This window comes from uncultured Williamsia sp., from assembly GCF_947494875.1.
Taxonomy (GTDB): Bacteria; Actinomycetota; Actinomycetes; order Mycobacteriales; family Mycobacteriaceae; genus Williamsia_A.
The window spans coordinates 1-25,797 of record NZ_CANLWM010000003.1 but is presented as its reverse complement, the minus strand read 5'-3'; the positions used below and the strand labels follow the sequence as shown (position 1 = coordinate 25,797).

23 protein-coding genes, 1 tRNA gene, 1 rRNA gene and 1 pseudogene are annotated in these 25,797 nt (G+C 70.3%); 6 read left to right on the top strand and 20 right to left on the bottom strand.

The features are described 5' to 3' along the window. Positions 1 to 173 precede the first annotated feature (173 nt). The 3 genes from Q1A98_RS08300 (at position 174) to Q1A98_RS08290 (ending at position 2,426) form a co-directional block, all read left to right on the top strand. Positions 174 to 329 (top strand): hypothetical protein, encoded by a 156-nt coding sequence (locus Q1A98_RS08300; RefSeq protein ID WP_299571937.1) that lies wholly within the window; start codon positions 174 to 176, stop codon positions 327 to 329. Positions 330 to 618: 289 nt separating this feature from the next. Further along, a complete protein-coding gene (locus Q1A98_RS08295) occupies positions 619 to 1,431 on the top strand; it encodes a DUF1684 domain-containing protein (RefSeq protein WP_299571934.1) in 813 nt (270 codons plus the stop codon). A gap of 98 nt (positions 1,432 to 1,529) precedes the next feature. Further along, complete coding sequence (locus tag Q1A98_RS08290; protein ID WP_299571932.1) at positions 1,530 to 2,426, top strand: hypothetical protein; 897 nt, start codon at positions 1,530 to 1,532, stop codon at positions 2,424 to 2,426. A 6-nt stretch (positions 2,427 to 2,432) separates the two neighbouring features. Here Q1A98_RS08290 and Q1A98_RS08285 read toward each other — a convergent pair. The 17 genes from Q1A98_RS08285 to Q1A98_RS08205 all read right to left on the bottom strand — a co-directional run bounded on the left by Q1A98_RS08285 (position 2,433) and on the right by Q1A98_RS08205 (position 19,975). Further along, a tRNA-Pro gene (locus Q1A98_RS08285) sits at positions 2,433 to 2,506 on the bottom strand. A gap of 71 nt (positions 2,507 to 2,577) precedes the next feature. Further along, positions 2,578 to 4,005, bottom strand: coding sequence for a ribosome biogenesis GTPase Der (gene der / locus Q1A98_RS08280; protein WP_299571929.1), 1,428 nt, complete (start codon positions 4,003 to 4,005; stop codon positions 2,578 to 2,580). Then, positions 4,002 to 4,694 carry a (d)CMP kinase gene (cmk, locus tag Q1A98_RS08275; RefSeq protein ID WP_299571927.1) on the bottom strand — a complete coding sequence of 231 codons (693 nt, stop codon included), beginning with the start codon at positions 4,692 to 4,694 and terminating at the stop codon, positions 4,002 to 4,004. The genes der and cmk overlap by 4 nt, the downstream gene beginning before the upstream one ends. Then, positions 4,691 to 5,653 (bottom strand): pseudouridine synthase, encoded by a 963-nt coding sequence (locus tag Q1A98_RS08270; RefSeq protein ID WP_299571924.1) that lies wholly within the window; start codon positions 5,651 to 5,653, stop codon positions 4,691 to 4,693. The genes cmk and Q1A98_RS08270 overlap by 4 nt, the downstream gene beginning before the upstream one ends. A 25-nt stretch (positions 5,654 to 5,678) precedes the next feature. After that, positions 5,679 to 6,425, bottom strand: a complete 747-nt coding sequence (gene scpB / locus Q1A98_RS08265) for an SMC-Scp complex subunit ScpB (RefSeq protein WP_299571921.1) — start codon at positions 6,423 to 6,425, stop codon at positions 5,679 to 5,681. Then, positions 6,422 to 7,276 carry a segregation/condensation protein A gene (locus Q1A98_RS08260; RefSeq protein ID WP_299571918.1) on the bottom strand — a complete coding sequence of 285 codons (855 nt, stop codon included), beginning with the start codon at positions 7,274 to 7,276 and terminating at the stop codon, positions 6,422 to 6,424. Before Q1A98_RS08260 ends, scpB begins: the two co-directional genes overlap by 4 nt. Beyond that, on the bottom strand, positions 7,273 to 8,175 hold the full coding sequence (locus Q1A98_RS08255) for a ParA family protein (protein WP_299572806.1): 903 nt from the start codon (positions 8,173 to 8,175) through the stop codon (positions 7,273 to 7,275). Before Q1A98_RS08255 ends, Q1A98_RS08260 begins: the two co-directional genes overlap by 4 nt. A gap of 202 nt (positions 8,176 to 8,377) precedes the next feature. Next, positions 8,378 to 9,316 (bottom strand): site-specific tyrosine recombinase XerD, encoded by a 939-nt coding sequence (gene xerD, locus Q1A98_RS08250; RefSeq protein WP_299571916.1) that lies wholly within the window; start codon positions 9,314 to 9,316, stop codon positions 8,378 to 8,380. A gap of 16 nt (positions 9,317 to 9,332) precedes the next feature. After that, positions 9,333 to 9,965: an NUDIX hydrolase gene (locus Q1A98_RS08245; protein WP_299571914.1), complete on the bottom strand. Its 633-nt coding sequence runs from the start codon at positions 9,963 to 9,965 to the stop codon at positions 9,333 to 9,335. Beyond that, positions 9,962 to 11,725: a CTP synthase gene (locus Q1A98_RS08240; RefSeq protein WP_299571910.1), complete on the bottom strand. Its 1,764-nt coding sequence runs from the start codon at positions 11,723 to 11,725 to the stop codon at positions 9,962 to 9,964. The genes Q1A98_RS08245 and Q1A98_RS08240 overlap by 4 nt, the downstream gene beginning before the upstream one ends. A 113-nt stretch (positions 11,726 to 11,838) precedes the next feature. Next, complete coding sequence (locus Q1A98_RS08235) at positions 11,839 to 12,750, bottom strand: copper transporter (protein WP_299571908.1); 912 nt, start codon at positions 12,748 to 12,750, stop codon at positions 11,839 to 11,841. 3 nt (positions 12,751 to 12,753) lie between these two features. Then, complete coding sequence (steA, locus tag Q1A98_RS08230) at positions 12,754 to 13,941, bottom strand: putative cytokinetic ring protein SteA (protein WP_299571906.1); 1,188 nt, start codon at positions 13,939 to 13,941, stop codon at positions 12,754 to 12,756. Positions 13,942 to 14,034: 93 nt separating this feature from the next. Beyond that, the gene (recN, locus tag Q1A98_RS08225) at positions 14,035 to 15,801 is read right to left on the bottom strand and encodes a DNA repair protein RecN (protein ID WP_299571904.1); all 1,767 of its coding nucleotides are present in this window, start codon (positions 15,799 to 15,801) and stop codon (positions 14,035 to 14,037) included. A 7-nt stretch (positions 15,802 to 15,808) separates the two neighbouring features. Further along, positions 15,809 to 16,765: an NAD kinase gene (locus Q1A98_RS08220; RefSeq protein WP_299571902.1), complete on the bottom strand. Its 957-nt coding sequence runs from the start codon at positions 16,763 to 16,765 to the stop codon at positions 15,809 to 15,811. Continuing rightward, positions 16,762 to 17,589, bottom strand: coding sequence for a TlyA family RNA methyltransferase (locus tag Q1A98_RS08215; RefSeq protein WP_299571899.1), 828 nt, complete (start codon positions 17,587 to 17,589; stop codon positions 16,762 to 16,764). Before Q1A98_RS08215 ends, Q1A98_RS08220 begins: the two co-directional genes overlap by 4 nt. A gap of 20 nt (positions 17,590 to 17,609) precedes the next feature. Continuing rightward, a complete protein-coding gene (locus Q1A98_RS08210) occupies positions 17,610 to 17,882 on the bottom strand; it encodes a hypothetical protein (RefSeq protein WP_299571896.1) in 273 nt (90 codons plus the stop codon). Then, a complete protein-coding gene (locus tag Q1A98_RS08205; protein ID WP_299571893.1) occupies positions 17,879 to 19,975 on the bottom strand; it encodes an HAD-IIA family hydrolase in 2,097 nt (698 codons plus the stop codon). The genes Q1A98_RS08210 and Q1A98_RS08205 overlap by 4 nt, the downstream gene beginning before the upstream one ends. A 175-nt stretch (positions 19,976 to 20,150) precedes the next feature. Here Q1A98_RS08205 and Q1A98_RS08200 point away from each other — a divergent pair, with 175 nt between their 5' ends. Both Q1A98_RS08200 and Q1A98_RS08195 read left to right on the top strand, forming a co-directional pair. After that, entirely contained in the window at positions 20,151 to 21,341 is a 1,191-nt protein-coding gene (locus Q1A98_RS08200) for a molybdopterin-dependent oxidoreductase (protein ID WP_299571890.1), read from the top strand. Continuing rightward, positions 21,338 to 21,781 (top strand): hypothetical protein, encoded by a 444-nt coding sequence (locus tag Q1A98_RS08195; protein ID WP_299571889.1) that lies wholly within the window; start codon positions 21,338 to 21,340, stop codon positions 21,779 to 21,781. Before Q1A98_RS08200 ends, Q1A98_RS08195 begins: the two co-directional genes overlap by 4 nt. On the opposite strand, the gene Q1A98_RS08190 is transcribed toward Q1A98_RS08195, so the two are convergent. After that, positions 21,778 to 23,088, bottom strand: a complete 1,311-nt coding sequence (locus tag Q1A98_RS08190; protein ID WP_299571887.1) for a GAF domain-containing protein — start codon at positions 23,086 to 23,088, stop codon at positions 21,778 to 21,780. The genes Q1A98_RS08195 and Q1A98_RS08190 overlap by 4 nt on opposite strands. Positions 23,089 to 23,218: 130 nt before the next feature. On the opposite strand from Q1A98_RS08190, the pseudogene Q1A98_RS08185 reads away from it, so the two are divergent. Then, positions 23,219 to 25,064, top strand: a pseudogene (locus Q1A98_RS08185) (NAD(P)/FAD-dependent oxidoreductase). A 13-nt stretch (positions 25,065 to 25,077) separates the two neighbouring features. On the opposite strand, the gene Q1A98_RS08180 reads toward Q1A98_RS08185, so the two are convergent. After that, a complete protein-coding gene (locus Q1A98_RS08180) occupies positions 25,078 to 25,428 on the bottom strand; it encodes a nitroreductase/quinone reductase family protein (RefSeq protein WP_299571884.1) in 351 nt (116 codons plus the stop codon). 90 nt (positions 25,429 to 25,518) lie between these two features. After that, a 5S ribosomal RNA gene (gene rrf, locus Q1A98_RS08175) occupies positions 25,519 to 25,635 on the bottom strand. Between the last annotated feature and the right edge of the window lie 162 nt (positions 25,636 to 25,797).

The window sequence follows — 25,797 nt, the reverse complement described above, 5'->3', positions numbered from 1 at the left end:
ACGTGGTGATCCGCGAGTTCTCACCGACGACGAGGACCTCGCGGCCGCCCTGTCGGGTCATGGCCACGCCCTGCGGATCCGACAGTCCACTCGCCAGTCGAGACACCTGGGGCCCCCGGCCGGCGCTGGCTGGCGTCACGATGTTCAGCGTTCCGGTCTTGCCGGTCGAGACGATGAGCTTCCCGTCCGGCGTCCACACCGCCATCCGCGCGTCGGGAACGTCCGCCCACACCTGCGCGGTCCAGCCCTTCGGAACGTTGAGCGATCGACCCGTTGCGGCACCGGCGTCGACGCCGTTCGCGGTGGTGAGCTTTGTCGAGACCAGCTGATCAGCGCCGAGACCAGCGGGCAGTGATGACGTGCCCGACGTCGTGGTTGGTCCGCCTCCGGACGAGCAGGCGACGAGAGCGACGCAGAGCAGAGCGAGCAAGGACGCGGAGCCCGCGTATGGACGACGTGTCACTCCCTCGACGGTAGGTCGGGTGCGGGGGGCCGGCCACGTAGGTGAGCCACCCCTTGCTGACCTGGAGGGTCAATCTTTTCGACCGCGGCGAGAACAACGCGAACATCGAGGACGCGTCAAGCGTTCACTAAGTGACCGAGGACGAGGAGATTGCCATGACGACGACCACGACTGACAGCAGCGCCGCTTCGACGGACGACTTCGCAGCGGAGTGGGCGAAGTGGCACCACGCCCGCGAGCAGGCCCTGGGGGCACGCGGTGGGTGGTTGTCGATCAATCGCCTGGAGTGGCTCGACACCGAGCCCGGTCAATTCGACGGTTTGCCGGGGTCGTGGTGGTACGAGGAGTCGATCGCGCATCTCGCGCCGGGCGACGGCGAGACGTTCGAGCCCCGCGATTTCGAACTACATCCCACCGGCCCGGGCGAGGTCATCGATCTCGACGGTCACCACATCGAGGTCACCCGCCGCGGCGAGGGCTACCTGATTCGTGTCCACGACGACTCCGCCGCGACACTCCGCGACTTCCGCGGGGTTCCCGCCTATCCCGCTGAGCCGGCGTGGGCGATCGAAGCCCGGTTCGAGCCATTCGCCGAGCCCGAGTCCGTCACCGTCGGCGCGGTCGCAGAAGGGCTTGCGCACGTGTACGTCTCACCGGGCGTGGTGGTCCTGCAGCGAAACGGAGCCGAGCACCGCCTGACCGCGTTCAACGGCAAGGACGGTGGACTGAGCGTTCTCTTCACCGATGAGACATCGGGGGTGACCACCTATGCCGCCAACCGCACTCTCGCGATCGAGGCGTCCGACCAGGTGATTCGCGACGGCGGTGCGGTGGTCCTCGACTTCAACCGGGCGGTCAACCTGCCCTGCGCCTTCATCGATTTCGCGACCTGCCCGCTCCCGCCGGCCGGCAATCACCTGCCCTTCGCCGTCGAGGCCGGCGAGAAGATCCCGTACGAACGGGGCTGAGGAGCGGCGACGCCGGGATTCGGCGGAGACGGGCAGACCTCCCCGAACTCGATCGGCCCGCAGGCGACGAGAACTCCGATGTGGTTACGCTCCGATTCATGCGGTCCAGTCGCCCCGAGGTGATCACGGTTCGGATGGACCGCGAGTCGGTTGCGATGGGCGATGACGTCGAGAGCCACGAGGAGTTCTGGGACTACCCGGCCGACGCGACGGTCGACGATCTTCTGACCGACATCGCTTCGAGTTTTGTGGCGAGTGTCGCCGGCGATGTCGGTTGGGTCGTCCGTTTGATGAACGGGAAGAGGAAATCCACGGAGACCCTCGGCCTCATCTACTGCACTCACGTGGGTGGTGCCACCACCATCTGCAGGCCCGCCCGTGCCGCGGTGCCGCTGTCGAGGCTGACGTCACCAATCGGCATCGATGTCTACGTGGCATACCTCCCCGGTGCTCGACCACGTGCTGTGGCGGATATGAGGCGATCTCGATCACGCGACAGCGAGAGGCTCGACCGACGTCTCACGCGCGACGGCGCTCCCGATGCGCCGACGTGGAGACAAGTGAGCGACCTCCGTGCCGCTGACCGGGCCGGAGCGCAGAGACGGCGAGAATGGTTGCGCCACCATCTTCTCCGAGGCGGCCCACGCCTTACTGGCTCCGAGGAGTTCGTCGCGAATGCGATGCACCTCCTGTACGACAGCCTGTGCCCAGCGAGCCTCGCGCTGACCGCCGAGGTGTTCGAGATACCTCACCAGGGCCACCCGACCGAGCTCCCAGGATGGCAGGTCACCCAGTTCTTCGGCGATGCCCCGACCGCGGCCCTGGCGATGGTCCTGTGCGCCTTCGAATGGCGGATGACGAATCTCAGTTGGGAACACGGCGAGAACGAACTGGGCGTCGCGTACCTCGGGCAGCTCGCCTGGTGGGGATATCCACTGTCAGCGCCCGAGGAGGTTCTCGCGGGGATTCGCGACATCCGAGATGTCGTCGGATGAGGTGAGTCGGGCTGACAGGATTTGAACCTGCGACCACTTGACCCCCAGTCAAGTGCGCTACCAAACTGCGCCACAGCCCGTTGCCGCTCCGCGGAGCAGCGTCGCTCAGCCTAGCGGACGGCGAGGTCCGCGAGCCAATCGCCTGGCACCCTCAGCGACGCTGCTGGCGCTTCTCCCGAACACGCACGTTGATGCGCACCGGGGAGCCGTCGAAGCCGAACTGCTCACGCAACCTGCGCTCGAGGAAGCGGCGGTAGCCGGCCTCGAGGAAACCGGTCGTGAACAGCACGAACGTCGGCGGACGCGTCGCGGCCTGGGTCGCGAACATGACCCGCGGCTGCCGGCCACCGCGCACCGGCGGCGGCGTCGCTGCGATGACCTCCTTGAGCCAGTTGTTCAGCTGGCCGGTGGAGATGCGGCGGTCCCAGGAGTCCAGCGCGGTGTCGAGCTGCGGCACCAGCTTCTGCACCGACCGTCCCGTCGACGCCGAGATGTTCACGCGCCGTGCCCACGGCACACGGGCCAGGTCGCGGTCGATCTCCTTGTCGAGCATGTAGCGGCGGTCCTCGTCGACGAGGTCCCACTTGTTGAACGCGATCACCAGCGCGCGGCCGGCCTCGATCACCATGGTCAGCACCCGCTGGTCCTGCTCGGTGATCGGCTGCGACGCGTCGATCAGCAGCACCGCCACCTCGGCGGCCTCGATCGCGCTGCGCGTCCGCAGCGACGCGTAGTACTCGTGACCGCTGGCGGTGTTCACCTTCTTACGCAGGCCGGCGGTGTCGACGAAGTTCCACACCTTGCCGCCGAGTTCGACGAGCTCGTCGACGGGGTCGACGGTGGTGCCGGCGACATTGTCGACGACGGCGCGGTCGGATCCGGTGAGCTTGTTCAGCAGCGAACTCTTGCCGACGTTCGGCTTGCCGACGAGCGCCACGCGACGCGGTCCGCCGCTCACCTCGGTCTCCCGAGGTGTCTCGGGGAGCACCTCGAGGATGGCGTCCAGCAGATCGCCCGCTCCCCGACCGTGCGCCGCGGAGACCGTCCGCGGCTCGCCGAGACCCAGCGACCACAGTGACGCGGCCTCGGCTTCGAGCCGTTCGCTGTCGGTCTTGTTGGCGGCCAACAGGACCGGGGCGTCAGAGCGCCGGAGCACCCGCGCGACAGCTTCGTCAGTGGCGGTGGCGCCAACGGTCACGTCGACCACCAGCACCACGGCGTCCGCGGTCTTCATGGCGTGTTCGGCCTGCCGGGCGATGGACTGCCCCATGCCCTTCGCGTCGGGTTCCCAGCCGCCGGTGTCCTGCACCAGGAATCGTCGGCCGCTCCACGTCGCGGGGTACGAGACGCGGTCACGCGTCACGCCGGGAACGTCTTCGACGACGGCCTCGCGGCGCCCGAGGATGCGGTTGACCAGGGTGGACTTGCCGACGTTGGGGCGACCGACGATGGCGACGGTCGGCATCGCCAGAGCGCCGCCGTCCCCGTCGACGGCGTCGCCGAACTCGTCGACCTGCCAGTCGGATTCGTCCGACCACACGCCGTCGACGATGCCGATGTCGAGATCCGACTCGCTCATGCCTCTACTCCGATCCGCTCGCGCACGAGCTCCGCCAGCCGGTCGATGACCTGCTCGATGTCGAGATCACTGGTGTCGAGCTGGATCGCATCGTCGGCCGCGCGCAGCGGCGAGACCGCGCGCGTCGAGTCGAGATGGTCCCGGCGCTCGACGGCTGCGAGCACCGCGGCCAGGTCGCTCTCGCGGCCCTGCGCGATGTTCTGCTCGTGTCGGCGCTCGGCGCGGGCCTGTGCGGTCGCGGTGAGGAAGATCTTGCAGCCGGCCTTCGGGAACACGACGGTCCCGATGTCGCGCCCCTCCACCACGGCGAACTCGCCGTCGGCCAGCGCGCGCTGCTTGTCGACCATCAGGGTCCGCACCTCGGGCACGGCCGACACCGCGGAGACCGCGTCGGTGACTGCGTCCGTGCGGATCTCGGCCGAGACGTCCTCACCGCCGAGGAACACGGTGTCCGACGAGGGGTCGTTGCTCAGCGAGAGGTCGATGCCTTCGACGGCAGCGGCGATCGCGGACGGGTCCTCGAGGTCGACGTCGGCGCGCAGAGCGACGACCGTCGCCACGCGGTACATGGCGCCGGTGTCGAGGTAGCGGGCACCGACGCGGTCGGCGAGCCGACGGGAGACGCTGCTCTTGCCGGTGCCGGCGGGCCCGTCGATCGCGACGATCCGGTCCTGGTCGGTCCCGCTCACATTCCCACCGCCTTGTACAGCGCGCCGATCTCGTCGCGACCGAGGACCCGCAGGCTCCCGGGCCGCTGGTTGCCGAGGTGCACCGCACCGATCGAGATGCGCGACAGCTCGATCACGGGGTGCCCGACGTGCTCCATGAGACGGCGAACGATCCGCTTGCGACCCTCGTGCAGGACGATCCGGACGAGCGTCACCCCGTCACCGATCTCCATGACGGTGAAGTTGTCCACCGCGACGGGACCGTCGTCGAGCTCGACCCCGGCCTTCAACGTGCGATTCATACCGCGCGGCGGCAAACCCTTCACCGTCGCGAGGTAGGTCTTCGGCACCTCGAACGACGGATGCATCAGCCGGTGGGCCAGTTCGCCGTCGTTGGTGAGCAGCAGCAGACCGTCGGTGTCGGCGTCGAGGCGTCCGACGTGGAACAGACGTTGCCCGGCCATCACCCGCTCGGCGACGACGTCGCCGACGCAGGGGCGGCCCTGGTCGTCGGACATGGTCGACTGCCAGCCCTTCGGCTTGTTCAGCGCGAGGTACTGCAGGGTCTCGTCCATGACGACCCGGGCGCCGTCGACGCGGACGACGGCGGTCGCCGGGTCGATGCGCATGCCCTGCTCGGTGACGATCTCGCCGTCGACGTCGACGCGTCCGGCCGCGATCAGTTCCTCGGCGCCGCGGCGGGAGGCGACGCCGGCCTGGGCGAGCACCTTCTGCAGGCGCACGCCGTCGGCGACGTACTGCGCGCCGTCGCCGTCGGGGGTGACGTTCTGCCGGGCCGCGGGCTTGGCGTTGTTGATCCGGATCGCGCCACGGTCGGCCCGGGGCTTCGACGGGCGGCGACCGCCGGACGTCGGGGCGCCACCTTTGCGGTGGGGCTTCTTCGACCGCTGCTGCGGGGACTCCTCGCGCGAGGAGGTCTTCTTGCGGTCCGGTCTGCCATCTCGGCTAGCGGGAGTCATCAGTACATCCAGTTCTCAGCGGGCGTCAGTCGGTGTCCGAACGGCCCAGGTCGATTCTCGAGTCTGCCCGCTGACCACCGATCTTGGCGAATCTGGGATCGGCGGCCAGCTCGTCTCCGATGTCGTCGATGACGTCGACGTCGGGCAGGAGCGGTGCGATGTCGGGAAGATCACCCAGCGAGGCCAGGCCCAGGCGCTCCAGGAACAACTCGGTGGTCGCGTAGAGGATTCCCCCGCCGTCGGGGTCGTTCCCGGCCTCGCTGATGAGTCCGCGGGCGAGCAGCGTCCGCATGACGCCGTCCACGTTGACGCCGCGGACCGCGCTGACCCGCGATCGCGTGACCGGTTGGCGGTAGGCGATCACGGCCAGGGTCTCCAGGGCGGCGCGGGTCAGCTTGCTCCGCGCGCCGTCGAGCAACAGCTTCTCGACGTAGGGCGCGAACTCCTGACGGGTGTAGAACCGCCACCCGTCGCCGGCGTAGCGCAGGTCGATGCCGCTGTTGCGCTCGCTGAGCTCCGCGGCCATCGCGATCACGGTCGACTCGATGCGTGTGGCCGGCTCCCCGATCGCCGACGACAGCGCATCCACGCCCACCGGTGAGTCGACGACAAGCAGGATGGCCTCCAACGCCGACCGCAGTTCGTCCTCGTCGAGGGGGTCGTGGATCTCGTCGGCCTCGACGACGGGCTGCTCGAACAGTCCGCCGTCGTGGTCCGTGGCGTCGAGCTCGGTCGACTCGTCGGCGTCCGGGCCCTGTGGCTCGTCGGTCATCCGTAGTCCTCCGCGGTGGTCGTCACGAGTTCGGCGGTGTCACGCTCGCCGGACCACCGGACGTGCAGCATCCCAAGCGCCTCGGACTGCTCGAACTCGACCGCCTTCTGTCGGTACAACTCCAGCAGGGCCAGGAACCGGGCGACCACCTCGAGGCCGCTCGCGCACTCCGACGCCAACGTCCCGAAGTCGACCCAGCGGTGCGTGCCCGCGCGACGCAGGATGTCACCGACGCGGGTCACCTGCTCGGGGACCGACACGGCGTCGACGTCGTGCAGGTGCGACAGCCCCACCTGCGGAACGGGTTTCGGGGCCAGTGCCGCGGCGGCGACCTGCGCGAACTGCCACGCATCGACACCGAGGGCGACCTCCGGCAACAACTCCTCATAGCGCGGTTCGAGCGACACCGCGCGCGGATAGCGTTGCAGCGCCGATGCTTCCAACTCGGCGAAGAGCACCGCGACCTGCTTGTAGGCGCGGTACTGCAGCAGTCGCGCGAACAACAGGTCGCGAGCGTCCAGCAGTTCGAGGTCGTCGGCGTCCTCCACCTCACCACGCGGCAGCAGACGCGCGGCCTTGAGGTCGAGCAGGGTCGCCGCAACCACGAGGAACTGCGTGATCTGGTCGAGATCGGCTGCCGTACCGAGGTTCTTGGTGTAGGCGATGAAGTCGTCGGTGACGGCGTGCAGGGCCACCTCGGTGACGTCGAGGCGGCGCTGGCTGATGAGGTCCAGCAGCAGGTCGAACGGACCGGAGAAGTTGGTGAGCGAGACCGTGAACACCGACGGGTCGACGGCAGGTGCCGCCGCATCGGCCGCCACGGCGACGTCGGTGGTCGCCGTGTCGCTCATCCGGCCCTGCCGGTGCGGTCGATCACCTCACGCGCGAGCGACCGGTAGGCGGTGGCACCACCGGATTTCGGTGCCCACGACGTGATCGGTTCCCCCGCGACGCTGGTCTCGGGGAACCGCACGGTGCGCGCGATGACGGTGTCGTACACGGTGTCCCCGAACACCTCGACGACGCGGGCCATCACCTCGCGGGAGTGCAGCGTGCGTGCGTCGAACATGGTCATCAGGATCCCGCCCAGCGACAGCCGCGGGTTGAGGCGGTCGCGCACCTTGTCGATGGTGTCGGTGAGCAGCGCCAGTCCGCGCAGCGAGAAGTACTCGCACTCCATCGGGATGACGACGGTGTCGGCGCAGGCGAGAGCGTTCACCGTCAGCAGACCCAGCGACGGCTGGCAGTCGATGAGGACGTAGTCGTAGCGATCCAGCACCGGGTGCAGCGCGCGAGCGAGGGTGTGTTCGCGACCGACCTCGTTGACCAGCTGGATCTCCGCGGCCGACAGGTCGATGTTGGAGGGCAGCAGGTCGAGCCCGTCGACGCGCGTGCTCATCAGCACGTCGTCGACAGACACCTGCGGCGGGACCAGCACGTTGTGCACGGTCAGGTCGAGCTCGTGATGGGGCACGCCGAGACCCGCGGACAGCGCGCCCTGCGGGTCGAGGTCGACGAGGAGCACGCGTCGGCCGTATTCGGCCAGTGCCGCACCGAGGTTGATCGTCGACGTGGTCTTGCCGACGCCGCCCTTCTGGTTGCACACGGCGACGACGACGGCCGGGCCGTGGCGGTCGAGGGGCGTCGGCTCCGGGACGGGTCGGTTGACGCGGCCGGTGGGCCCGAGTTCCTCGTCGGAGGCCGTGGGCCCGGTGTCGGCCTGCGCGCTCGCCCGCGCGGGCGCGTCGATCGTGAGGTGGTACTGACCGTTCGCCGACCCGGGTGCGGGAGCGGTCGTCGCGGGACCCTCCGGGTCCGGACCGTCGGCGACACCCGGGGCCGGTGGCTGGGGTGTCGTCACGTGCGGTTGCTCCTCACCGTCGGCGCTGCGATGCCATCACAGCCTAGTGCGTGGCGCGTCGCTCGCCGTGGAGCATCGCCGTCGGCGCGGGTCACCGGGCGCGGGGGTGGGCGGTGGCGTACACCTCGCGCATCGCCGACACCGTGACCAGCGTGTACACCTGCGTCGTGGTCACCGAGGCGTGCCCGAGCAGCTCCTGGACGACGCGGACGTCGGCGCCGCCGTCGAGCAGGTGTGTGGCGAAGCTGTGCCGCATGGTGTGCGGTGACACCGAGGTCTGCAGTCCTGCGCGCTCGGCTGCGTCGGACAACACCTGCCAGGCGCTCTGCCGGGACAGTCGCCCGCCGCGCGCGTTGAGGAAGAGCGCGGGGTTGTAGCGGCTCACCAGGGCCGGTCGGCCCCGGACCAGGTAGGCGTCGAGCGCCTCCCGTGCGGGACCACCGATCGGGACGATCCGCTCGCGGCCGCCCTTGCCGCGGAGGAGGACGGCGCCGGACTCGGTCGCCATGTCGTCGATGTCGAGGGCGACGGCCTCGGAGATGCGGGCGCCGCAGCTGTAGAGCAACTCGATCAGCGCCCGGTCACGCAGCCCGCGCGGCGTGTCGGCGGCGCCGTCTCCCCCGGCCGCCTCGATGATCGCGACCACCTGGTCGACGGGTAGCGACTTCGGGAGCCGACGAGCGGGTTTCGGTGGCCGCACGGCGTGCGCGACGTCGGTGGCGGTGATCCCCTCGGCGGTGGCGAACTTGTGCAGTCCCCGCGCCGCGACGAGGGTCCGGGCGACAGAGCTGTCCGCCAGCGGCGCTTCGTCGCGGTGGGGATCGCCGGTACGCAGGGCGACGAGGAACTCGCGAACGTCCTCCTCGGCGACCTCGGCGAGGGACGCGATGCCCCGCGACGTCAGGTGGCGGCGGTAGCGGTCCAGGTCGCGACCGTAGGAGCTCAACGTGTTCGCCGCCGCACCGCGTTCGACGGCGAGGTGGTCGAGGTAGCGACGAATCTGATCCTCCAGACGCGTCTCGGCGGCCACGGTCCCCACGGCCGGCTCAGCGATCGGCGTGGCGACGGTCGAGCGCGGTGGGCTGGTCCTGCCACGGGGCGTCGGGTCCGCGCAGCTCGATCTCCTCCGACAGCGCGTGGGCGTAGGCGAGCACACCGCAGACGCTGGTCACGTTGACGATCTCGCCGCGGAACACCATCGCGACGGCCTCGTCGAGGTCGACCCACTCGATGCTCATGTCGGCTTCCTCGTCGTGCGCCTCCGGCCGGTCCACCGACCGCAGGTCCTGCGCGAGGAACACCCGCAGTGCCTCGTCGGTGAACCCGGGCGAGCTCGCGACGTCGACCAATGAGTGCCAGGTCTGCGCCTCGACGCCGACCTCCTCGACGAGCTCGCGGGCCGCCGCCTGTACGGGCGACTCGGCACCGCCGGAGTCCATCAGACCCGCGGGCAGTTCCCGCAGCGCGCGCTGCACGGGGTGGCGATACTGCGTGACCGTCGCGATACGACCCCAGGCGTCGACGGCGACGATCGCGACGGCGCCGTGGTGTTCCACGACCTCACGCTTGGCGGTCCGTCCGCCGGGCATGGTCACCTCGTCGACGCGCAGGGCGAGGATCGCGCCGTCGTAGACGGTGCGCGAGTCGACGACCTCGTAGGTGTGCGACTCGTCGCTCATGCGCCCGCTTCGGCGACGCCGGCCACCGCGCCGGTGGGCGACGGCTCGCCGTCGACGTCGTCGTCCTCGGGGTCACCGTGGATGTTCACCGGAAGACGCTCGCCCGCCTTGTACTTCAGCGCGGCCTTCACGAACGCGGCGAACAGCGGATGCGGGCGCGTCGGGCGGCTCTTCAGTTCGGGATGTGCCTGAGTCGCGACGAGGAACGGGTGGATCTCGCGCGGGTACTCGACGAATTCGACGAGGTGGCCGTCGGGCGAGGTGCCGCTGAAACGCAGGCCGGTGCTCGCGATCGTGGAGCGGTAGGTGTTGTTGACCTCGTACCGGTGGCGGTGCCGCTCGGAGACCTCCGTCGTGCCGTAGGCGTTCGCGACGATCGAACCGCGTTCCAGCACAGCGGGATACGCGCCGAGACGCATGGTGCCGCCGAGGTCGGCCTCGCCGGCGACGGCCTGTTCCTGGTCGGCCATGGTCGAGATGACGGGGTGTTCGGTGTCGGGGTCGAACTCGGCGGAGCTCGCGTCGGTCAGACCGGCCTCGCGCGCGGCCTCGATCACGATGCACTGCAGGCCGAGGCACAGCCCCAGCAGCGGGATCCCGCGGTGGCGGGCGTAGCGGATGGCACCGACCTTGCCCTCGATGCCGCGGATGCCGAAGCCGCCGGGGATGAGGATCGCGTCCACGTCGCCGAGGTGCGCGGCGGCACCGGCCTCGGTGGCGCACTCGTCGGACTGGACCCACCGGATCTCGGTCTTGGCGCGGGCACCGAATCCGCCGGCGCGGATCGCCTCGGTCACCGACAGGTAGGCGTCCGGCAGGTCGACGTACTTGCCGACCAACGCGACGGTGACGGTCTCGCGCGGCTCGTGGACGCGGGTCAGCAGGTCGCCCCACACCGTCCAGTCGACGTCGCGGAACGGCAGACCGAGCTTGCGCACCACGTACGCGTCGAGCTGCTCGCGGTGCAGCACCTTGGGGATGTCGTAGATCGACGGTGCGTCGGGACACGAGATGACGCCGTCGAGTTCGACGTCGCACATGAGCGCGATCTTGTCCTTGAGCGGCTCGGGCACGTCGCGGTCGCAGCGGAGGATGAGCGCGTCGGGCTGGATGCCGATGTTGCGCAGCGCGGCCACCGAGTGCTGCGTCGGCTTGGTCTTCAGCTCCCCTGACGGCGCGAGATAGGGCACGAGGGAGACGTGCAGGAACAGCACGTTGTCGCGGCCGACGTCGTGGCGGATCTGCCGGGCGGCCTCGATGAACGGTTGCGACTCGATGTCGCCGACCGTGCCGCCGATCTCGGTGATGACGACGTCGGGCTCGTGTCCGTCCGCCCCGGGATGGCGCATCGCGAGGACGCGGTTCTTGATCTCGTCGGTGATGTGCGGGATCACCTGGACGGTGTCACCGAGGTACTCGCCGCGGCGTTCCTTGGCGATGACGGTCGAATAGACCTGTCCCGTGGTGACATTCGCGTCCTGCGAGAGGTTGCGGTCGAGGAAACGCTCGTAGTGACCCACGTCGAGGTCGGTCTCGGCACCGTCCTCGGTGACGAACACCTCGCCGTGCTGGAACGGGTTCATCGTCCCGGGATCCACGTTGAGGTAGGGGTCGAGCTTCTGCATCGTGACGCGGAGGCCACGTGCGGTGAGCAACTGACCGAGGCTCGACGCCGTCAGCCCCTTGCCGAGCGAGGACGCGACACCCCCGGTGACGAAGATGTGCTTGGTGCCCGAATGGCCGTGACGCAGTGGTCGCAAAGGTTCTCCCGTGGGGCCGGAGCAGGACCGAAACCTGCTCGCCTACGGGACTCAACCGTAACACCCCCGGGCGGTCCCGCGACGCAACCGCGGCACGGGCCGCGCCGGTCGACTCAGGTGGCGGGCACCACAGCCGACGCGCCCGCACCGGTGCCGTACGCCCCCGTCTGTCCGCGCTGCGCCTGGGCGAGTGCGAGCGCCGCAGCGATCCGCCCGGCCGAGGTGTCGACGTCGTCCACGGTCGAGACCGTCTTGGCCAGCGAACCGTCGGAGCGCACCACCGCCACCGGCGATCCCCCGTCGGCCGAGCCGGCACGTCCGGCGAGCACGCCACCTGCGCCGCGGGCAGAGAACGAGGCGGCGAAGCGCGCGATCAACTGGCCCTGCGCGCCGGAGTTCGCGGGCAGTTCCCCGCCCGTCACCACGATGGCGAGCTGCCCGGGCGACACCGATCCGTCGACGTACGAGATGTAGCCGCCCTCGCGCAGAGCCTGCAGGCCCGCGGTCACGTCGCCGGGGTTCACCTGCGCCGGGGACTCGACCTTGCGCAGGAGCAGGGCCCCGAGCAGGTCGCCGACACGGCCACCCGAGTCGGTGAGTTCGGGGCGCAGCTGGGCGCCGGCCGGGATCGCCTGGTCGACGATGGTCGTCAGCTTCTGCGCCGAGGTGTCCCCGACCAGCTCGTCGGTGAGGCCGATCTGACCGGCGAACCCGGCGCCGGCCTGGTTGAGGATCTGCTTGACCGCGGTCACGTCGGCATCGGCGGCGTCCGGCGTGGTCACGACGACGACGCTGCGGTCGGCTAGGAGCCCACGCAGCAGTCGTGGCGCGATCGCGGCGTTGAACGAGTCCGACGCGTTGACCTGCGCGCTGAGCGCATCGTTCTGCGACCGCAGCGACGACGAGCCGGAGTCACCGCCGGAGTTCACCCGGTCGCCGACGAAACCCGACCCGAGCGCCACACCGACGGCGAGCGCGAGGAACACCGCGACCAGCGAGATCGCGTGCTGTCGCAGGGAGATCACCGGTTATCGGTTCCAGAGTTCCCGCGCCCAGGCGTATCCGCGATCCCACTCGGCGACGGCCCAGTCGACGATTTCGGTGCCCGTGTTCGACATGACCACCGCGACGATGATCGCGGCGAGCGCGGCGAGGATCAGCAGGGCGACGGCGGCACCGGAGACACGGCTGCGGTACAGCGTGGCAACGGCTTTCGCGTCGACGAGCTTGTGGCCGACCTTGAGGCGGGTCAGGAACGTCGACGGGTTCGACTCCCGACGGCTGCGGTCGAAGAAGTCCTCCAGCGAGGCCGACGCACCCACGGTGACGACCAGCGCGGCGCCGTGGTGGTCGACGAGGAGCAGCGCGAGGTCGGTGGGCGACCCGACGGCCGGGAACGTCATCGCCCCGACACCGAGGTCCTGGATGCGTTCGAGACCGATGGCGTGACCGTCGGGGTCGGCGGGCAGCACCACCTGGGCGCCGGACTTCAGCGTCGCCGAGCGCATGAGCTCCGGGTCGCCGACGATGAGGTCGGGCCGGTAGCCGGCGCGCATCAGGGTGTCCGCGCCGCCGTCGACGCCGACGAGCACGGGTGCGTACTCCTTGATGAACGGCTTGATCCGCTTGAGGTCGATCTCGTGGTCGGTGCCGTCACCGACGACCACGACATGCCTGCCCGCCATGTCGATGTCGACCTCGGGAACGCCGACGCCGTCGATGATGAGCGGCGACTCACTGCGGATGTACTCGATGGTGTTGCCGGAGAACGCCTCGAGGTGGTCGACGAGACCCGACTTGGCCTCGATCATCAGCCGGGCGACCTCACGCTCGCCGAGCTCGGTGCCGCGGGCCAGCTTGTTCGTGCCGACGTAGACGTCGCCCTCGTCGAGGCGCACCTTGGCGCCGTCCTTCACGCGACGGAAGACCTCCGGGCCGACGTCGTCGATGAGGGTGATGCCCGACGCGACCAGCACCTCGGGGCCGAGGTTCGGGTAGCGGCCCGAGATCGACGGCGAGGCGTTGACGACGGCGGTGACGTCGGCGGCGACCAGCGCGTCGGCGGTCATCCGGTCGAGGTCCTGCTCGTCGAGGATGACGACGTCCCCCGGGCCGACCCGCTCCAGCAGCCGGGACGTGTTCTTGTCGATCCGGGCGATCCCGATGACGCCGGGCAGGGTGTCGGCGGTGCGCGAGAGAAGGGCAGGCATCTTCATGACGCCCATGGTGACGCGGACCTCATGCGTCACATCGGCGCCACGCCGTAACTCGAGAAACTTTTGTCACACGAGTAACACGGGCTCCGGCACTCAGCCGGGGGTCTTCTCACCCTCGGCCGTGTCGAGCAGTTCCTCGGCGTGCGCGCGACCGGTGTCGGAGTCGCCGAGACCGGCGAGCATGCGCGCGAGTTCGGCGACGCGACCGTCGCGGTCGAGGGTGGTCACCGAGCTCGTCACCGACGACTTGCCGGTGGTCTTGCCGATGACGATGTGGTGGTCGGCGAAGGCCGCGACCTGCGGCAGGTGGGTGACGACGATGACCTGATGGTTGCGCGCCAACGCCGCGAGGCGGCGACCGATCTCGACGGCGGCGCGACCGCCCACGCCCGCGTCGACCTCGTCGAACACCATGGTCGATCCGCCACCCGGGCCGGCGAGCACCACCTCGAGGGCCAGCATCACGCGCGACAGCTCGCCACCGGACGCCGATCGCGCGATGGGCATCGCCGGTGCCGCCGAGTGCGCGGCCAGGGTGAACTCGACCCGGTCGACTCCGGAGGAGCCGGCGTGGCAGCGCCGGCCGGCGACGTCCAGTGCGCGGGCGTCGTTCTCCCCCGCCTCGTCGGGTGAGACGGTGACGGCCAGCGTCGCGCCGGACATGGCCAGACCCTTCAGTTCGGTCGTCACCTTGGTGCCGAGCGTCGACGCGGACTTCGTGCGCGCGGCGGTCAGCGCCGCGGCGGCCTGTCGGAGGTCGTCTGCCGCGGTGCGGGCGTCGGCCTCGAGGGACTCGATGGACACCGACGAGTCGTCGATGGCGGCGAGTCGCGTGCGCGCGTCGTCACGCCAGGCGATCACGCCGTCGATGTCGGGGGCGTACTTGCGTACGAGATTCTTCAGCTCGGCCTGGCGGGCGAGCACCTTCTCCAGTTCGCTCGCGTCGGCGGGAAGTCCGTGCAGGAATCCGGCGAGTTCCTCGCCGATGTCACCCACCACCGACAGCGCCTCCTCGACGCGTGGCAACAGGCCCTGCAGGGTCGACTCCGACGTCGACGACAGCTGGGACCGCACCTGGCCGAGCAGGTCGAGGACAGCGGGCGCGTCCGGGTCACCGGTGTCGTCGGGGCCGACCTCACCGGTGATCGCGCCGTGGGCGACGGCCGCGACCGACCGCACCGCCTCGAGGTCGCCGAGGCGGGTGACGAGTGCGGCGAGTTCCTCGTCCTCCCCGGGATTCGGCCCGACGGCGTCGATCTCGTCGAGGGCGTACCGCAGCCGGTCGGCCTCCTGGGCACGCTCGCGCGAGTTGGCGCGGCGCTCCTCCACCAGGTCGACGGCGGCGACCCATCGGGCGCGGGCGGTGTCGTAGGCGGCGCGCGCCTTGGCGATCGGTTTGCCGCCGAAGCGGTCGAGGGCGTCGCGCTGGTGGTCGGCCCGGACGAGCCGCAGCTGGTCGTTCTGGCCGTGGATCGCGAGCAGCGAGTTGGTGAACCCGCCGAGCGTCCCGACCGGCACCGACCGCCCGCCGAGGTGCGCCCGCGACCGGCCCTCCGCCGTCACCGACCGCGCGGCGATGACGGTGTCGTCGTCGTCGAGCAGCGCACCGGTCGACTCGAGCAGGTCCGCGACGTCCGCCGGCGCCTCGCCGACCCGGAACCGTCCTTCGACGACGGCCTTGTCGGCACCGGCGCGCACCCGGGCCCCGTCGGCCCGTGCCCCCGACAGCAGGTGCAGGCTGGTCACCACCATCGTCTTGCCGGCGCCGGTCTCGCCGGTGAGCACCGTGAACCCGGCGTCGAACTCCGCGGCCGCGTTCTCGATGACGCCGAGCCCGCTGATCGTCAGTTCCTCGAGCACGTCACACCTACCTCCCCCGCCACCCGGTGACGGGCAGATCGAACTTGGTGACCAGTCGGTCCGCGAACGGGTCGGAGTCGATCCGGACCCAGCGCAGCGACTGCGCGCCCCGCACCACCTCGACGCGGGCGCCGGCCGGGACCTCGAGGGTCCGACGGCCGTCACACGACACGATGGCATGCTGCCGTGACCGCTCCACCTCGATGGCGATGACGGATTCGGGACTTGTCACCAGGGGGCGGGTGAACAGTGCGTGCGCGTTGGACGGCACCACCAGGATCGCCTCGAGGTCCGGCCACATCACCGGACCGCCCGCGGAGAAGGCGTACGCAGTCGAGCCGGTCGGGGTCGACACCAGGACACCGTCGGCGCCGTACGACGCCACCGGGCGGCCGTCGACCTCGGTGACCATCTCCAGCACACCCTGGTTCGTCGGGTTCTGGATGCTGGCCTCGTTGACCGCCCAGCTGCGTCCGATCACCTCGTCACCGTCGACGATCGTCACGTCGAGGGTCATCCGCTCCTCGACGGCGTAGTCGCCGGCGACGAGCAGTTCCATCACGTCGTCGATGCGATTGGCCTCCGCCTCGGCGAGGAACCCGATGTGTCCCAGGTTGATGCCGAGGACGGGAGTGCCTGCGGGATAGGCGAGTTCAGCCGCGCGCAAGAACGTCCCGTCGCCACCGAGCACGATGACGAGCTCGCAACCGGCGGCGGATTCCTCGTCACCGCTCGCGACGGCGACGTCGGCGCCCATGCCGCGCAGCTGTGCGGGGTCGACGGGGTGTGCGGTCGGGCCGATCCATCGCTGCCCGTGGTACCCGCCGGAGATGTCGTGTTCGACGACGCGCAGCCCGATGCCGGCGCCGACGCAGTGGCGGGTGATGGCGGCGATCGTGTCGGTGACGATCTCCCGCCCGGTGTGGGCGACCACCAGGAACTCTCGCTGCCCGGACTCGGTCACTGGGGTCCCTTCTCGATCGCGGAGGTGATCGCCGCCCGGGTGGCGTCGTCGAGCGTGCTGTCCCGGGCGGACTCCGCGGTGCGGCGCAGCCACAGGAAGTATTCAACATTTCCCGACGGGCCCGGCAGTGGGCTGGCCACGACGCCGAGTGTCCGCATGCCGTTCGTCAGCGCGGCCTGCGCGACCTCGGCGACGGCCTCGGCACGCAATCCGGGGTCGCGGACGACGCCGCCGGACCCCACACGCTCCTTGCCCACCTCGAACTGCGGTTTCACCATCGGGACCACGTCACCGCCGTCGGCGACGCACGCCGCGAACGCGGGCAGGACGAGACGCAGGGAGATGAACGACAGGTCGGCGACGACGAGGTCGACCGGGCCACCGATCTGCTCGGCGTCGAGATGTCGGACGTTGACGCGGTCGCGGACGTCGACCCGGTCGTCGGTCTGCAACCGCCACACCAGTTGCCCGTATCCGACGTCGGCGGCGACCACCTCGCGCGCTCCGTGCCGCAACAGGACGTCGGTGAAGCCGCCGGTCGACGCGCCCGCGTCCAGACATCGGCGGCCGTCGACGACGAGCCCGGACGGACCGAACTCCGCCAGCGCACCGAGCAGCTTGTGTGCGCCGCGTGACGCCCAGTCGTCACCGTCGTCGACGGTCACGACGATCGGCGTGTCCCGTCCGACGTTGGTGGCGGCCTTGGTGGCCGCGACACCGTTGACGGCGACGACGCCGTCGGCGATGAGTGTCTGCGCCTGTTCCCGGGACCGGGCCAGTCCGCGGCGGACCAGCTCGGCGTCCAGCCGGGCGCGCGGCGCCATCAGCGACCCACCGTGGCCGCTCAGACCCGATCGAGACGGTCGAGCGCGTCGGTGAGGAGTCCGTGGGCGCGGTCCACCAGGTCGGCGGTGGCGTCGAGCGCGGCGATGTGGGCCCCGACCGCCTCGGTGTCGTCGGGATCACCGGTGGTGTCCGCGGCGATCGCGTCGACGCGGTCGGTGATCTCACCGATCTGCGCGGTGAGCTCGGCAGGGTCGACGTCGGCGCCGACGGGTGCCGTGGCGCCGGGAACCGGCCGCGAACCCGGCATCTGCGTGGGAGACGGGAAGGTCATGACCTCTCAACGCTATCGGAGGACAGTCCGTGTCGTCGTGCGGCGGCGGCGGCCGTGTCGTCCTCGGTCACGACGGTGACGTCGCCGGACGGGACGTCGACGAACGCGTCGCCCTCCCACGCGGCCGCGAGGACGGCGCCCGCGAAGGCGGCGTCGTCCGCGTCCGCGTCACCGGCGATCCGGATGGTGGTGCCCTCCACCCGCACATCCCAGTGGTCGTCGGCGCCCACCGCGGCGAGATCGGCGTCGGCGAGCAGCCCGGTGAGGTCGGCGGCGACATGTGTCGGACGGGAATCCGCCTCGGCGCAGATCGCGTCGGCCAACGTGCTCACGCCCGTCAGGACCAGCAGGCTGTCGAGGCCGACGGCGTTCGCACCGGCGATGTCGGTGTCGAGACGGTCGCCGACGACGATCGGCCGCGACGCGCCGCTGCGCGTCAGGACGTCCTGCATGTGCGGCGCGGCGGGCTTGCCGGCGACGAGCGGCGTCGCGCCGGTGGCCGAGGCGACAGCCGCGACCATCGACCCGTTGCCGACGAGGAGCCCGCGCTCCGACGGCAGGGTCGCGTCGGTGTTGCACGCGATCCACAACGCGCCGGCGCGGATCGCCAGCGCGGCCTCCGACAGCTGCGCCCACCCGGTCTCGGGGTTGTGACCCTGGATGACCGCGACCGGGCGGTCGTCGGCGCTGCGGGTGGTCGCGATACCGACCTCCCGCACCTCCTGCACGAGCCCGTCGGTCCCGACGACCAAGGCGCGCGAGCCCGGCTCGACATGCTCGGCGAGCAGTCGGGCCGCGGTCTGCGCGCTGGTGACGACGCGTTCGGCGTCGGCGCGGAACCCCAGTTCCTCGAGGTGCGCGGCGACCTCGGCCGGACGGCGACTGGCGTTGTTGGTGACGAAGTACACCGGCACCGACAGTGCCTCGACGGTCGCGACGGCGTGGTCGACGGGCGCGCTGCCGGCGAAGAGCGTTCCGTCGAGGTCGGCGAACACCGCGTCGTACCCGGCCACCAGTGCCGACTCCGACACGGCCGGTGGCTCGTCGGCGGTGTCCGAGACCGTGGCCTCCGGGGTCTCCGCAGCAGCGTTGTCCGAGTGGGCGTGTTCCGGGGCAGCGATCTCCGAGGCGGCGATCTCCGAGGCGGCGGGCTCCGGCGCGGGCGCCACGGACGCGACGGTGTCCGGCACGTCGTCGGTCTCCGGGACGTCGGCGGTGTCCGGGGCGGCTTCGTCCTCCTCGTCCTCGCCGTAGACCGCAGCGAACTGCTCGGGGTCGGTGATCTCCATCAGACGCAGTTCGGCGTCGGTGACGTCATCCTCGTCGGCCGCGGCGGCGTTCATGAACCACGTGATCGCGTCGTCCTCGCGCCCGGCGGCGTGCAGCGCGGTGGCGTACGCGTAGAACAGCCGCGCCTGCCCGGTGCCGTGCACGGACGGGTCGAGGTTCTGCGATTGCAGTGTGACGACGGCCTTCTCGGGATCGCCGAGATCGAGGCGGGCACCGGACTCGACGATGCGCATCTCCAGGGCTTCGTCACCGGTGAGCGCGCGGCCCTCCTCGCTGCGGGCGATGTCGATGGCGCGCTCGGGATGCCCGAGTCCGCGTTCGCAGTCGGCCATCAGCGGCAGCAGGACCGTGCTGCCCGACATCCGCCGCGCCGCCCGCAGTTCCGACAGCGCCTCCGACCACTCGCCCGCGTTGTAGGCGGCGATGCCGGCGGTCTCACGCACCACGGCGATGCGTCCCGCCCGTCCCCGCGCAGCGCGGGCGTGGAGCAGGGCAGCAGCCGGATCGTCCTCGAGCAGCCGGGACACCATCACCAGGTGCCGGGCCACGGCGTCGGCGTTGGTGCGGTCGAGGGTCTTGAGGTCCCGACGGACCTCACCGTCGAGATCCTGGGGTGTCACGTCGTCGGGGAGGGCCGGCTCGTCCCGACGGACCGTGCCGCGGCGATCGGTGGTGCGGCCGTCGCGTCCGGTCCTGTCGGACGGGGACCGGCCGGACTGCGGTCGACCCGACTGGGATCGATTCGGGCGGTCGGTGCGGCTGTGCTCGGTACGGCGATGCGGTCCGCGGCGGTCGTCGCTCATCTCGATCCCTCTGCTCCTGACACACACGGACACCCACGGCCGCGCCGTGGACTCGTCCGGCACCCTGCTCGGACACACCCTGTGAAGTTCGCGCGCACAGCATAACGCCGCGCACGGGCATCCCCCGCCGCGCGATGACCCTCGCCTGACCGGCGCGGCCACGTACGCTCGACGGATGCGCGTCGCCGACCGGATCGATCGCCTGCTCGAGACCGTCGGTCTGGACGAGCGGCCGCGCAGCCCCGTGCGCGGTGCACGGCTCACCGCGCGGGTCGGGGTCGCGCTGGGCATCTGCTTCGGCATCTGTTTCGTCACCGGCCTGTTGAGCCACTGGATCCAGCACCCTCCGGGGTGGTTCTGGTGGCCGACGCAGCCGTCGTGGCTGTACCGGTTCACCCAGGGTCTGCACGTCACGACCGGTGTCGCGGCCATCCCCCTGCTCCTGGTGAAACTGGGCACCGTCTACCCGAAGTTGTTCGCGCGTCCGCGGATCGGCTCGCCGGTGCGGCTCCTCGAGCGCGCCTCGATCACCGTCCTCGTCGTCGCCGCCATCTTCCAGTTGTTCACCGGGCTGATGAACACCGCGCAGTGGTATCCGTGGAAGTTCTTCTTCACCACCACCCACTACGCGACGGCGTGGATCGCTATCGGGGCGATCCTCGTGCACATAGCGGTGAAGCTCCCCGTCATCCGCACCGCGCTCGGCGAACCCCTCGACGCGCCGGAGACCCTGCCCGACGGGTCGTCGGCGCCGCCCGCCCGCCCGGATCACGCCGGTGCCCTCACCCGCCGCACGGTGCTGCGCAGCACCTGGGCCATCACCGGACTCGCGGCGGTCGCCGTGGTCGGACAGACGCTGCCGTTCGCCCGGTGGATCTCGTTCCTGGCGCCTCGATCCGGCGAGGGCCCGCAGGGCCTCCCGATCAACCGCACCGCACAGCAGGCGAACATCACCGACGGCGTACGCGGTGCCGATTACCGACTGACCCTCGCCGTCGACGGTCGTGAGACACCGCTGACGCTCGACGACCTGCGCGCGATGACACAGACGACCCGCGACCTGCCGATCGCCTGCGTCGAGGGGTGGAGCGCGTCGGCGACGTGGACCGGCGTGCGCCTGCGCGACCTGCTCGCCCGCGCCGGCCACAGCGGTGGTCGGGACGCGCGGATGATCTCGCTGGACCGAGGCCTCTACGGGGTCACCGTGCTCCCGGCGAACTTCGCCGACGCCGACGACACCCTGATCGCGCTCCGTCTCAACGGCGAGGAGCTGAACCTCGACCACGGCTTCCCGTGCCGGCTGATCGCACCCAACCGGCCGGGCGTCCTCCAGACCAAGTGGTTGTCCCGGATCGAGGTCCTGTGACGGCCGCGGTGCGCGTGCTCCTGGTGCTCGCCGGCATCGGGATGGCCGTCTACGGCGTCACGCTGATCACCGATTTCACCCCGCGGGACCAGCTGTCCGTCCTCATCTGGGCGATCGCGGGACTGCTGGTGCACGACGCGATCCTCGCGCCGACCTACTCGATCCTCGGACACGCTGGGTCGCGCCTGCTGCCGTCGACGGTGTGGGCGCCGGTCCTGGTGGCGACCGCGGCGACGCTGGTGCTCGTCGCGCTGGCGTTTCCGGTGCTCGCCCCGCGCCCGGCGGGTGAGAGACCGATGAACGCGACCATCCTCGACCGCCCCTACGGGCTGGGACTGACGATCGCGGTGGTCCTCATCTGGGTGCTGGCCGCGGCGGTGGCGGTCCGCAACCACCGTTCGGCACGCCGTGGGGCGACACCGACGGAGTCCGCCGCCTAGAGACCGATCCGCGCACGCCGGATCGCCGGCGCGGTCGACCGGGGCAGCAGGCGCGTCGGGTCGGAGGGTATCGACACCTCCACGTCGAGTCCGTCGACGAACCGGTAAGGACTCCCGGCGACCAGACCCGAGAGCTGCCGTCGGAGCCGCGACATCTCCGCACGCACCGTGACCACCCGGGACGCATCGCCGAACAGGTCGGCGGCAAGGTCGCCCGCCGTGCGCCCGTGCGGGGAGTGCAACGACAGCAGGTAGAGGATCTCGGCGTGACGCGGCGACATCGTCTGCGTCCAACTGCCCATCGGTCCGACCACCCGCACCGACGGATCGCGGTCCGAGCACAGGTCGACGACGAGTCGGGTCGCCTGTTCGGCGAGGGCGCCGTCGGTGTCGGCGAGGCGGATCAGCCACCCACCCGGCAGCGGGTCGAGGTCACAGGAGCCGAGTTCGGGCAGCAACGCCCGGCCCGGTCCGATCTCGTGCGGGAGCATCAACCGGGCGCCGGAGTCGACCCCGTCGACAGCGGCGACCCATCCGTGGTTGTCGACCGCGAGTGCGCGCCCGGCCAACCGCGCCAGCATCGGTGCGGCGACCGTTCGCAGCCGGTCGAGGCTGCGGCGGTGCACCTCGCGCAGTCGGGACTCGGCCAGCCGCGCCACCGCGTCCACGAGCGCCAGTGTCGTCGGGTGGATCGTCGCGGCGGGCCCGCTCACGTCCACGACGCCGAGGACCTCACCGGTCCGGGCGTCACGGATCGGCGCCCCGGTACAGGTCCAGGTGTGGTGGGTGCGGGTGAAGTGTTCGGCGGAGAACACCTGTACCGCCGACCCCGCGACGAGCGCGGTACCGATGGCGTTCGTACCGACGCTGCCCTCCGCCCAGCTCGCGCCCTCGACGAAGCCGAGACGATCCGCCCGCGACAGCACCCTCGAAGACCCGCTCCGCCAGAGGACGCGCCCGCCGCGGTCGGCCACGACGACGATGTTGTCACCGTCGGTGGTCACCGCCTCGAGACCGGCGGTCATCTCATCGACGACCTCGTCGAGTCCGGAGGCGCGCCGTTCCCGGTCGAGGTCGACGACGGTGGGATCGGGGGTCGCCCGTGCCATGCGGTCGGGATCGGCGCCGTCGGCCAGCAGGCGACGCCAGGAGTCGTCGATGACATCGCGGGGTCGGGCCGGTGCCCGCGTTCCCGACATCCGCGCGTCGTAGACCGCGGACAGGATCTCGGCGTGGTGACGCGGGTCGTCACCCGCCTGGATCGCGGGTTCGGGCGCGGGCGTGCGGGTCGCGGACGGGCTCGGCATGGTGACCCCAGTGTGCTCCCGGTCACACCTGGCAGCAACGACCGGGCGGGTTGCAACACCTCGCAACGGTTGCCGCACCCACCACCTCCGGCGTGTGCTCTGCATCACACCGCACACATGGAGGAGCACGATGACGCAGACGCTGCACCCGGCACTCGCCGACACCCACGAGCAGGAGACGCCGCAGGACCGGATGGATCGGTGGCTCGCACGGTTCGAGTCACGGCTCGCCGCGCGGGACGTCGAGGGCGTCACCGAGATGTTCCGGGTGGACAGCTTCTGGCGGGACCTGGTGTCGTTCACGTGGAATCTGCGCACCTCGGAGGGTCGTGACGAGATCGGCGCGATGCTGCAGGCCCGCCTCGACGACACCGACCCGTCTGGGTTCGCCACCCTGGAGCCGGCCACCGAGGACGGCGGCGTGGTGTCGGCGTTCATCGAGTTCCGGACCGCGGTCGGGACCGGGAAGGGCCACCTGCGCATCAGCCGCGACGACGACGGCGAGGACCGCGCCTGGACGCTGCTGACGACGCTGCGTGAGCTCACCGGCCACGAGGAGCCGCAGGGCACCCGCCGGGTGATGGGCGCGGTGCACGGCCAGTCCGCGGACCCACGGTCCTGGGCGGAACGTCGTGAGGCCGAGGAGCGCGAGCTCGGCCGGTCGATCCAGCCGCACACGCTGATCATCGGCGGAGGCCAGGGCGGCATCGCACTCGGTGCGCGGCTACGGCAACTCGGCGTCCCCGCGATCGTCCTCGACCGCCACGAGCGGCCGGGCGACCAGTGGCGCGGACGGTACAAGTCTCTCTGCCTGCACGACCCCGTCTGGTACGACCACCTCACCCAACCTGCCGTTCCCCGAGAACTGGCCGGTGTTCGCACCCAAGGACAAGATCGGCGACTGGCTCGAGTTCTACACACGGGTCATGGAGGTGCCCTATTGGGGCTCGACGACGTGCCTGTCCGCATCTTTCGACGAGGAGTCGAAGCGCTGGACTGTCGAGGTCGAGCGGGATGGCGAGCGCCTGACCCTGCACCCGGAGCACCTCGTCCTCGCGACCGGCATGTCGGGGAAGCCCAACGTGCCGGAGTTCCCGGGGATGGACGTGTTCCGCGGCGATCAGCACCACTCGAGCGCACACCCCGGGCCCGACGCCTACGCCGGCAAGCGTGCCGTCGTCATCGGGTCGAACAACTCCGCGCACGACATCTGCAAGGCACTCGTCGAGAACGGCGCCGACGTCACGATGGTGCAGCGGTCGTCGACCCACATCGTGAAGTCCGAGTCGCTGATGGACCTCGGACTGGGTGACCTCTACTCCGAGCGGGCGGTGGCGTCCGGGATGACCACGGAGAAGGCGGATCTGACGTTCGCGTCCCTGCCCTACCGGATCATGCACGAGTTCCAGATCCCCATCTACGACGCGATCCGCGAACGCGACAGGGACTTCTACAACCGCCTCGAGGCGGCAGGATTCGAGCACGACTGGGGTGACGACGGATCCGGGCTGTTCATGAAGTACCTACGACGCGGATCGGGCTATTACATCGACGTCGGCGCGGCGGAACTCGTCGCCGACGGCACCATCAAGCTCGCCCATGGCGACGTCGATCACCTCACCGAGGACGCCGTCGTGTTGGGTGACGGGACGGAACTGCCCGCCGACGTGGTCGTCTACGCGACCGGCTACGGCTCGATGAACGGCTGGGCGGCCGACCTGATCGGCCAGGACGTCGCGGACAAGGTCGGCAAGGTGTGGGGGTTGGGTTCGGACACGACGAAGGACCCCGGCCCCTGGGAGGGCGAGCAGCGCAACATGTGGAAGCCGACGCAGCAGGAGAACCTCTGGTTCCACGGGGGAAACCTGCACCAGTCACGTCATTACTCGCTGTACCTCGCCCTGCAGCTCAAGGCGCGGTACGAGGGGATGGACACCCCGGTGTACGGGCTGCAGGAGGTCCACCACCTCAGCTGAACCCCGGCGACGCCTAGGAGGGTGGTGTCAGGTCGATGACGACCTGGCGCCACCCTTTGTCGTTGGTACGGGTGGTCGCGTGTCCCTCGCGCCGGCCACCTCCGGGGTATTCGACAGCGATCGGTGCGCCGTCGCCGGAGAAGTTCTTCCACCAGGACTTCTGTCCGGGTGCCGCGACCGTGACGGTGACGGTGTCGCCCTTCTGGCGATAGTTGACCGGCAGCCTGACGGTCCGCCCGGACTTCCGACCGGTGTACTCCAGGACGACCATCGACTTGCCGAGCAGGCCGGCGAGTCCGGGTACCCGCAGAAGCGGGAACACCGCCTTGTTGGCACCGTTGGCGACACGCTGGAAAAGGGTCATGTCGGCAGATCGTACGCGCCGGCTCCGGGCGACCCCAGACATGCGACAAGGCCCCTGAACCGCAGTTCAGAGGCCTTGTCGGGATGTTGTGTTCGGCGGTGTCCTACTCTCCCACACTGGTTAGGGTGCAGTACCATCGGCGCTGGAGGGCTTAGCTTCCGGGTTCGGAATGGGGCCGGGCGTTTCCCCTCCGCTATGGCCGCCGTAACTCTGTGAAACCACACGGGTTTGTTTATACCTGTGTGTGTTGTTTCAGATATTGCACAGTGGATGCGAAACAGCTTCTAAGAAGTGTTGTTGTAAGTCCTCGGCCGATTAGTACCAGTCACCTGCACCCATTACTGGGCTTCCAGTTCTGGCCTATCAACC

Bases quoted from the DNA above. Each gene is read 5' to 3' on its own strand.
- Q1A98_RS08205 (WP_299571893.1), bottom strand. From the start codon at position 19,975: ATGAGCGACGACCGCCGCGGACCGCATCGCCGTACCGAGCACAGCCGC.
- Q1A98_RS08295 (WP_299571934.1), top strand. From the start codon at position 619: ATGACGACGACCACGACTGACAGCAGCGCCGCTTCGACGGACGACTTC.
- Q1A98_RS08260 (WP_299571918.1), bottom strand. From the start codon at position 7,276: ATGAGCGACACGGCGACCACCGACGTCGCCGTGGCGGCCGATGCGGCG.
- Q1A98_RS08190 (WP_299571887.1), bottom strand. From the start codon at position 23,088: ATGCCGAGCCCGTCCGCGACCCGCACGCCCGCGCCCGAACCCGCGATC.
- Q1A98_RS08180 (WP_299571884.1), bottom strand. From the start codon at position 25,428: ATGACCCTTTTCCAGCGTGTCGCCAACGGTGCCAACAAGGCGGTGTTC.
- Q1A98_RS08210 (WP_299571896.1), bottom strand. From the start codon at position 17,882: ATGACCTTCCCGTCTCCCACGCAGATGCCGGGTTCGCGGCCGGTTCCC.
- scpB (WP_299571921.1), bottom strand. From the start codon at position 6,425: ATGACCGACGAGCCACAGGGCCCGGACGCCGACGAGTCGACCGAGCTC.
- Q1A98_RS08300 (WP_299571937.1), top strand. From the start codon at position 174: ATGAGCTTCCCGTCCGGCGTCCACACCGCCATCCGCGCGTCGGGAACG.
- Q1A98_RS08245 (WP_299571914.1), bottom strand. From the start codon at position 9,965: ATGAGCGACGAGTCGCACACCTACGAGGTCGTCGACTCGCGCACCGTC.
- Q1A98_RS08290 (WP_299571932.1), top strand. From the start codon at position 1,530: ATGCGGTCCAGTCGCCCCGAGGTGATCACGGTTCGGATGGACCGCGAG.
- steA (WP_299571906.1), bottom strand. From the start codon at position 13,941: ATGAAGATGCCTGCCCTTCTCTCGCGCACCGCCGACACCCTGCCCGGC.
- Q1A98_RS08200 (WP_299571890.1), top strand. From the start codon at position 20,151: ATGCGCGTCGCCGACCGGATCGATCGCCTGCTCGAGACCGTCGGTCTG.
- Q1A98_RS08215 (WP_299571899.1), bottom strand. From the start codon at position 17,589: ATGGCGCCGCGCGCCCGGCTGGACGCCGAGCTGGTCCGCCGCGGACTG.
- der (WP_299571929.1), bottom strand. From the start codon at position 4,005: ATGAGCGAGTCGGATCTCGACATCGGCATCGTCGACGGCGTGTGGTCG.
- Q1A98_RS08270 (WP_299571924.1), bottom strand. From the start codon at position 5,653: ATGACTCCCGCTAGCCGAGATGGCAGACCGGACCGCAAGAAGACCTCC.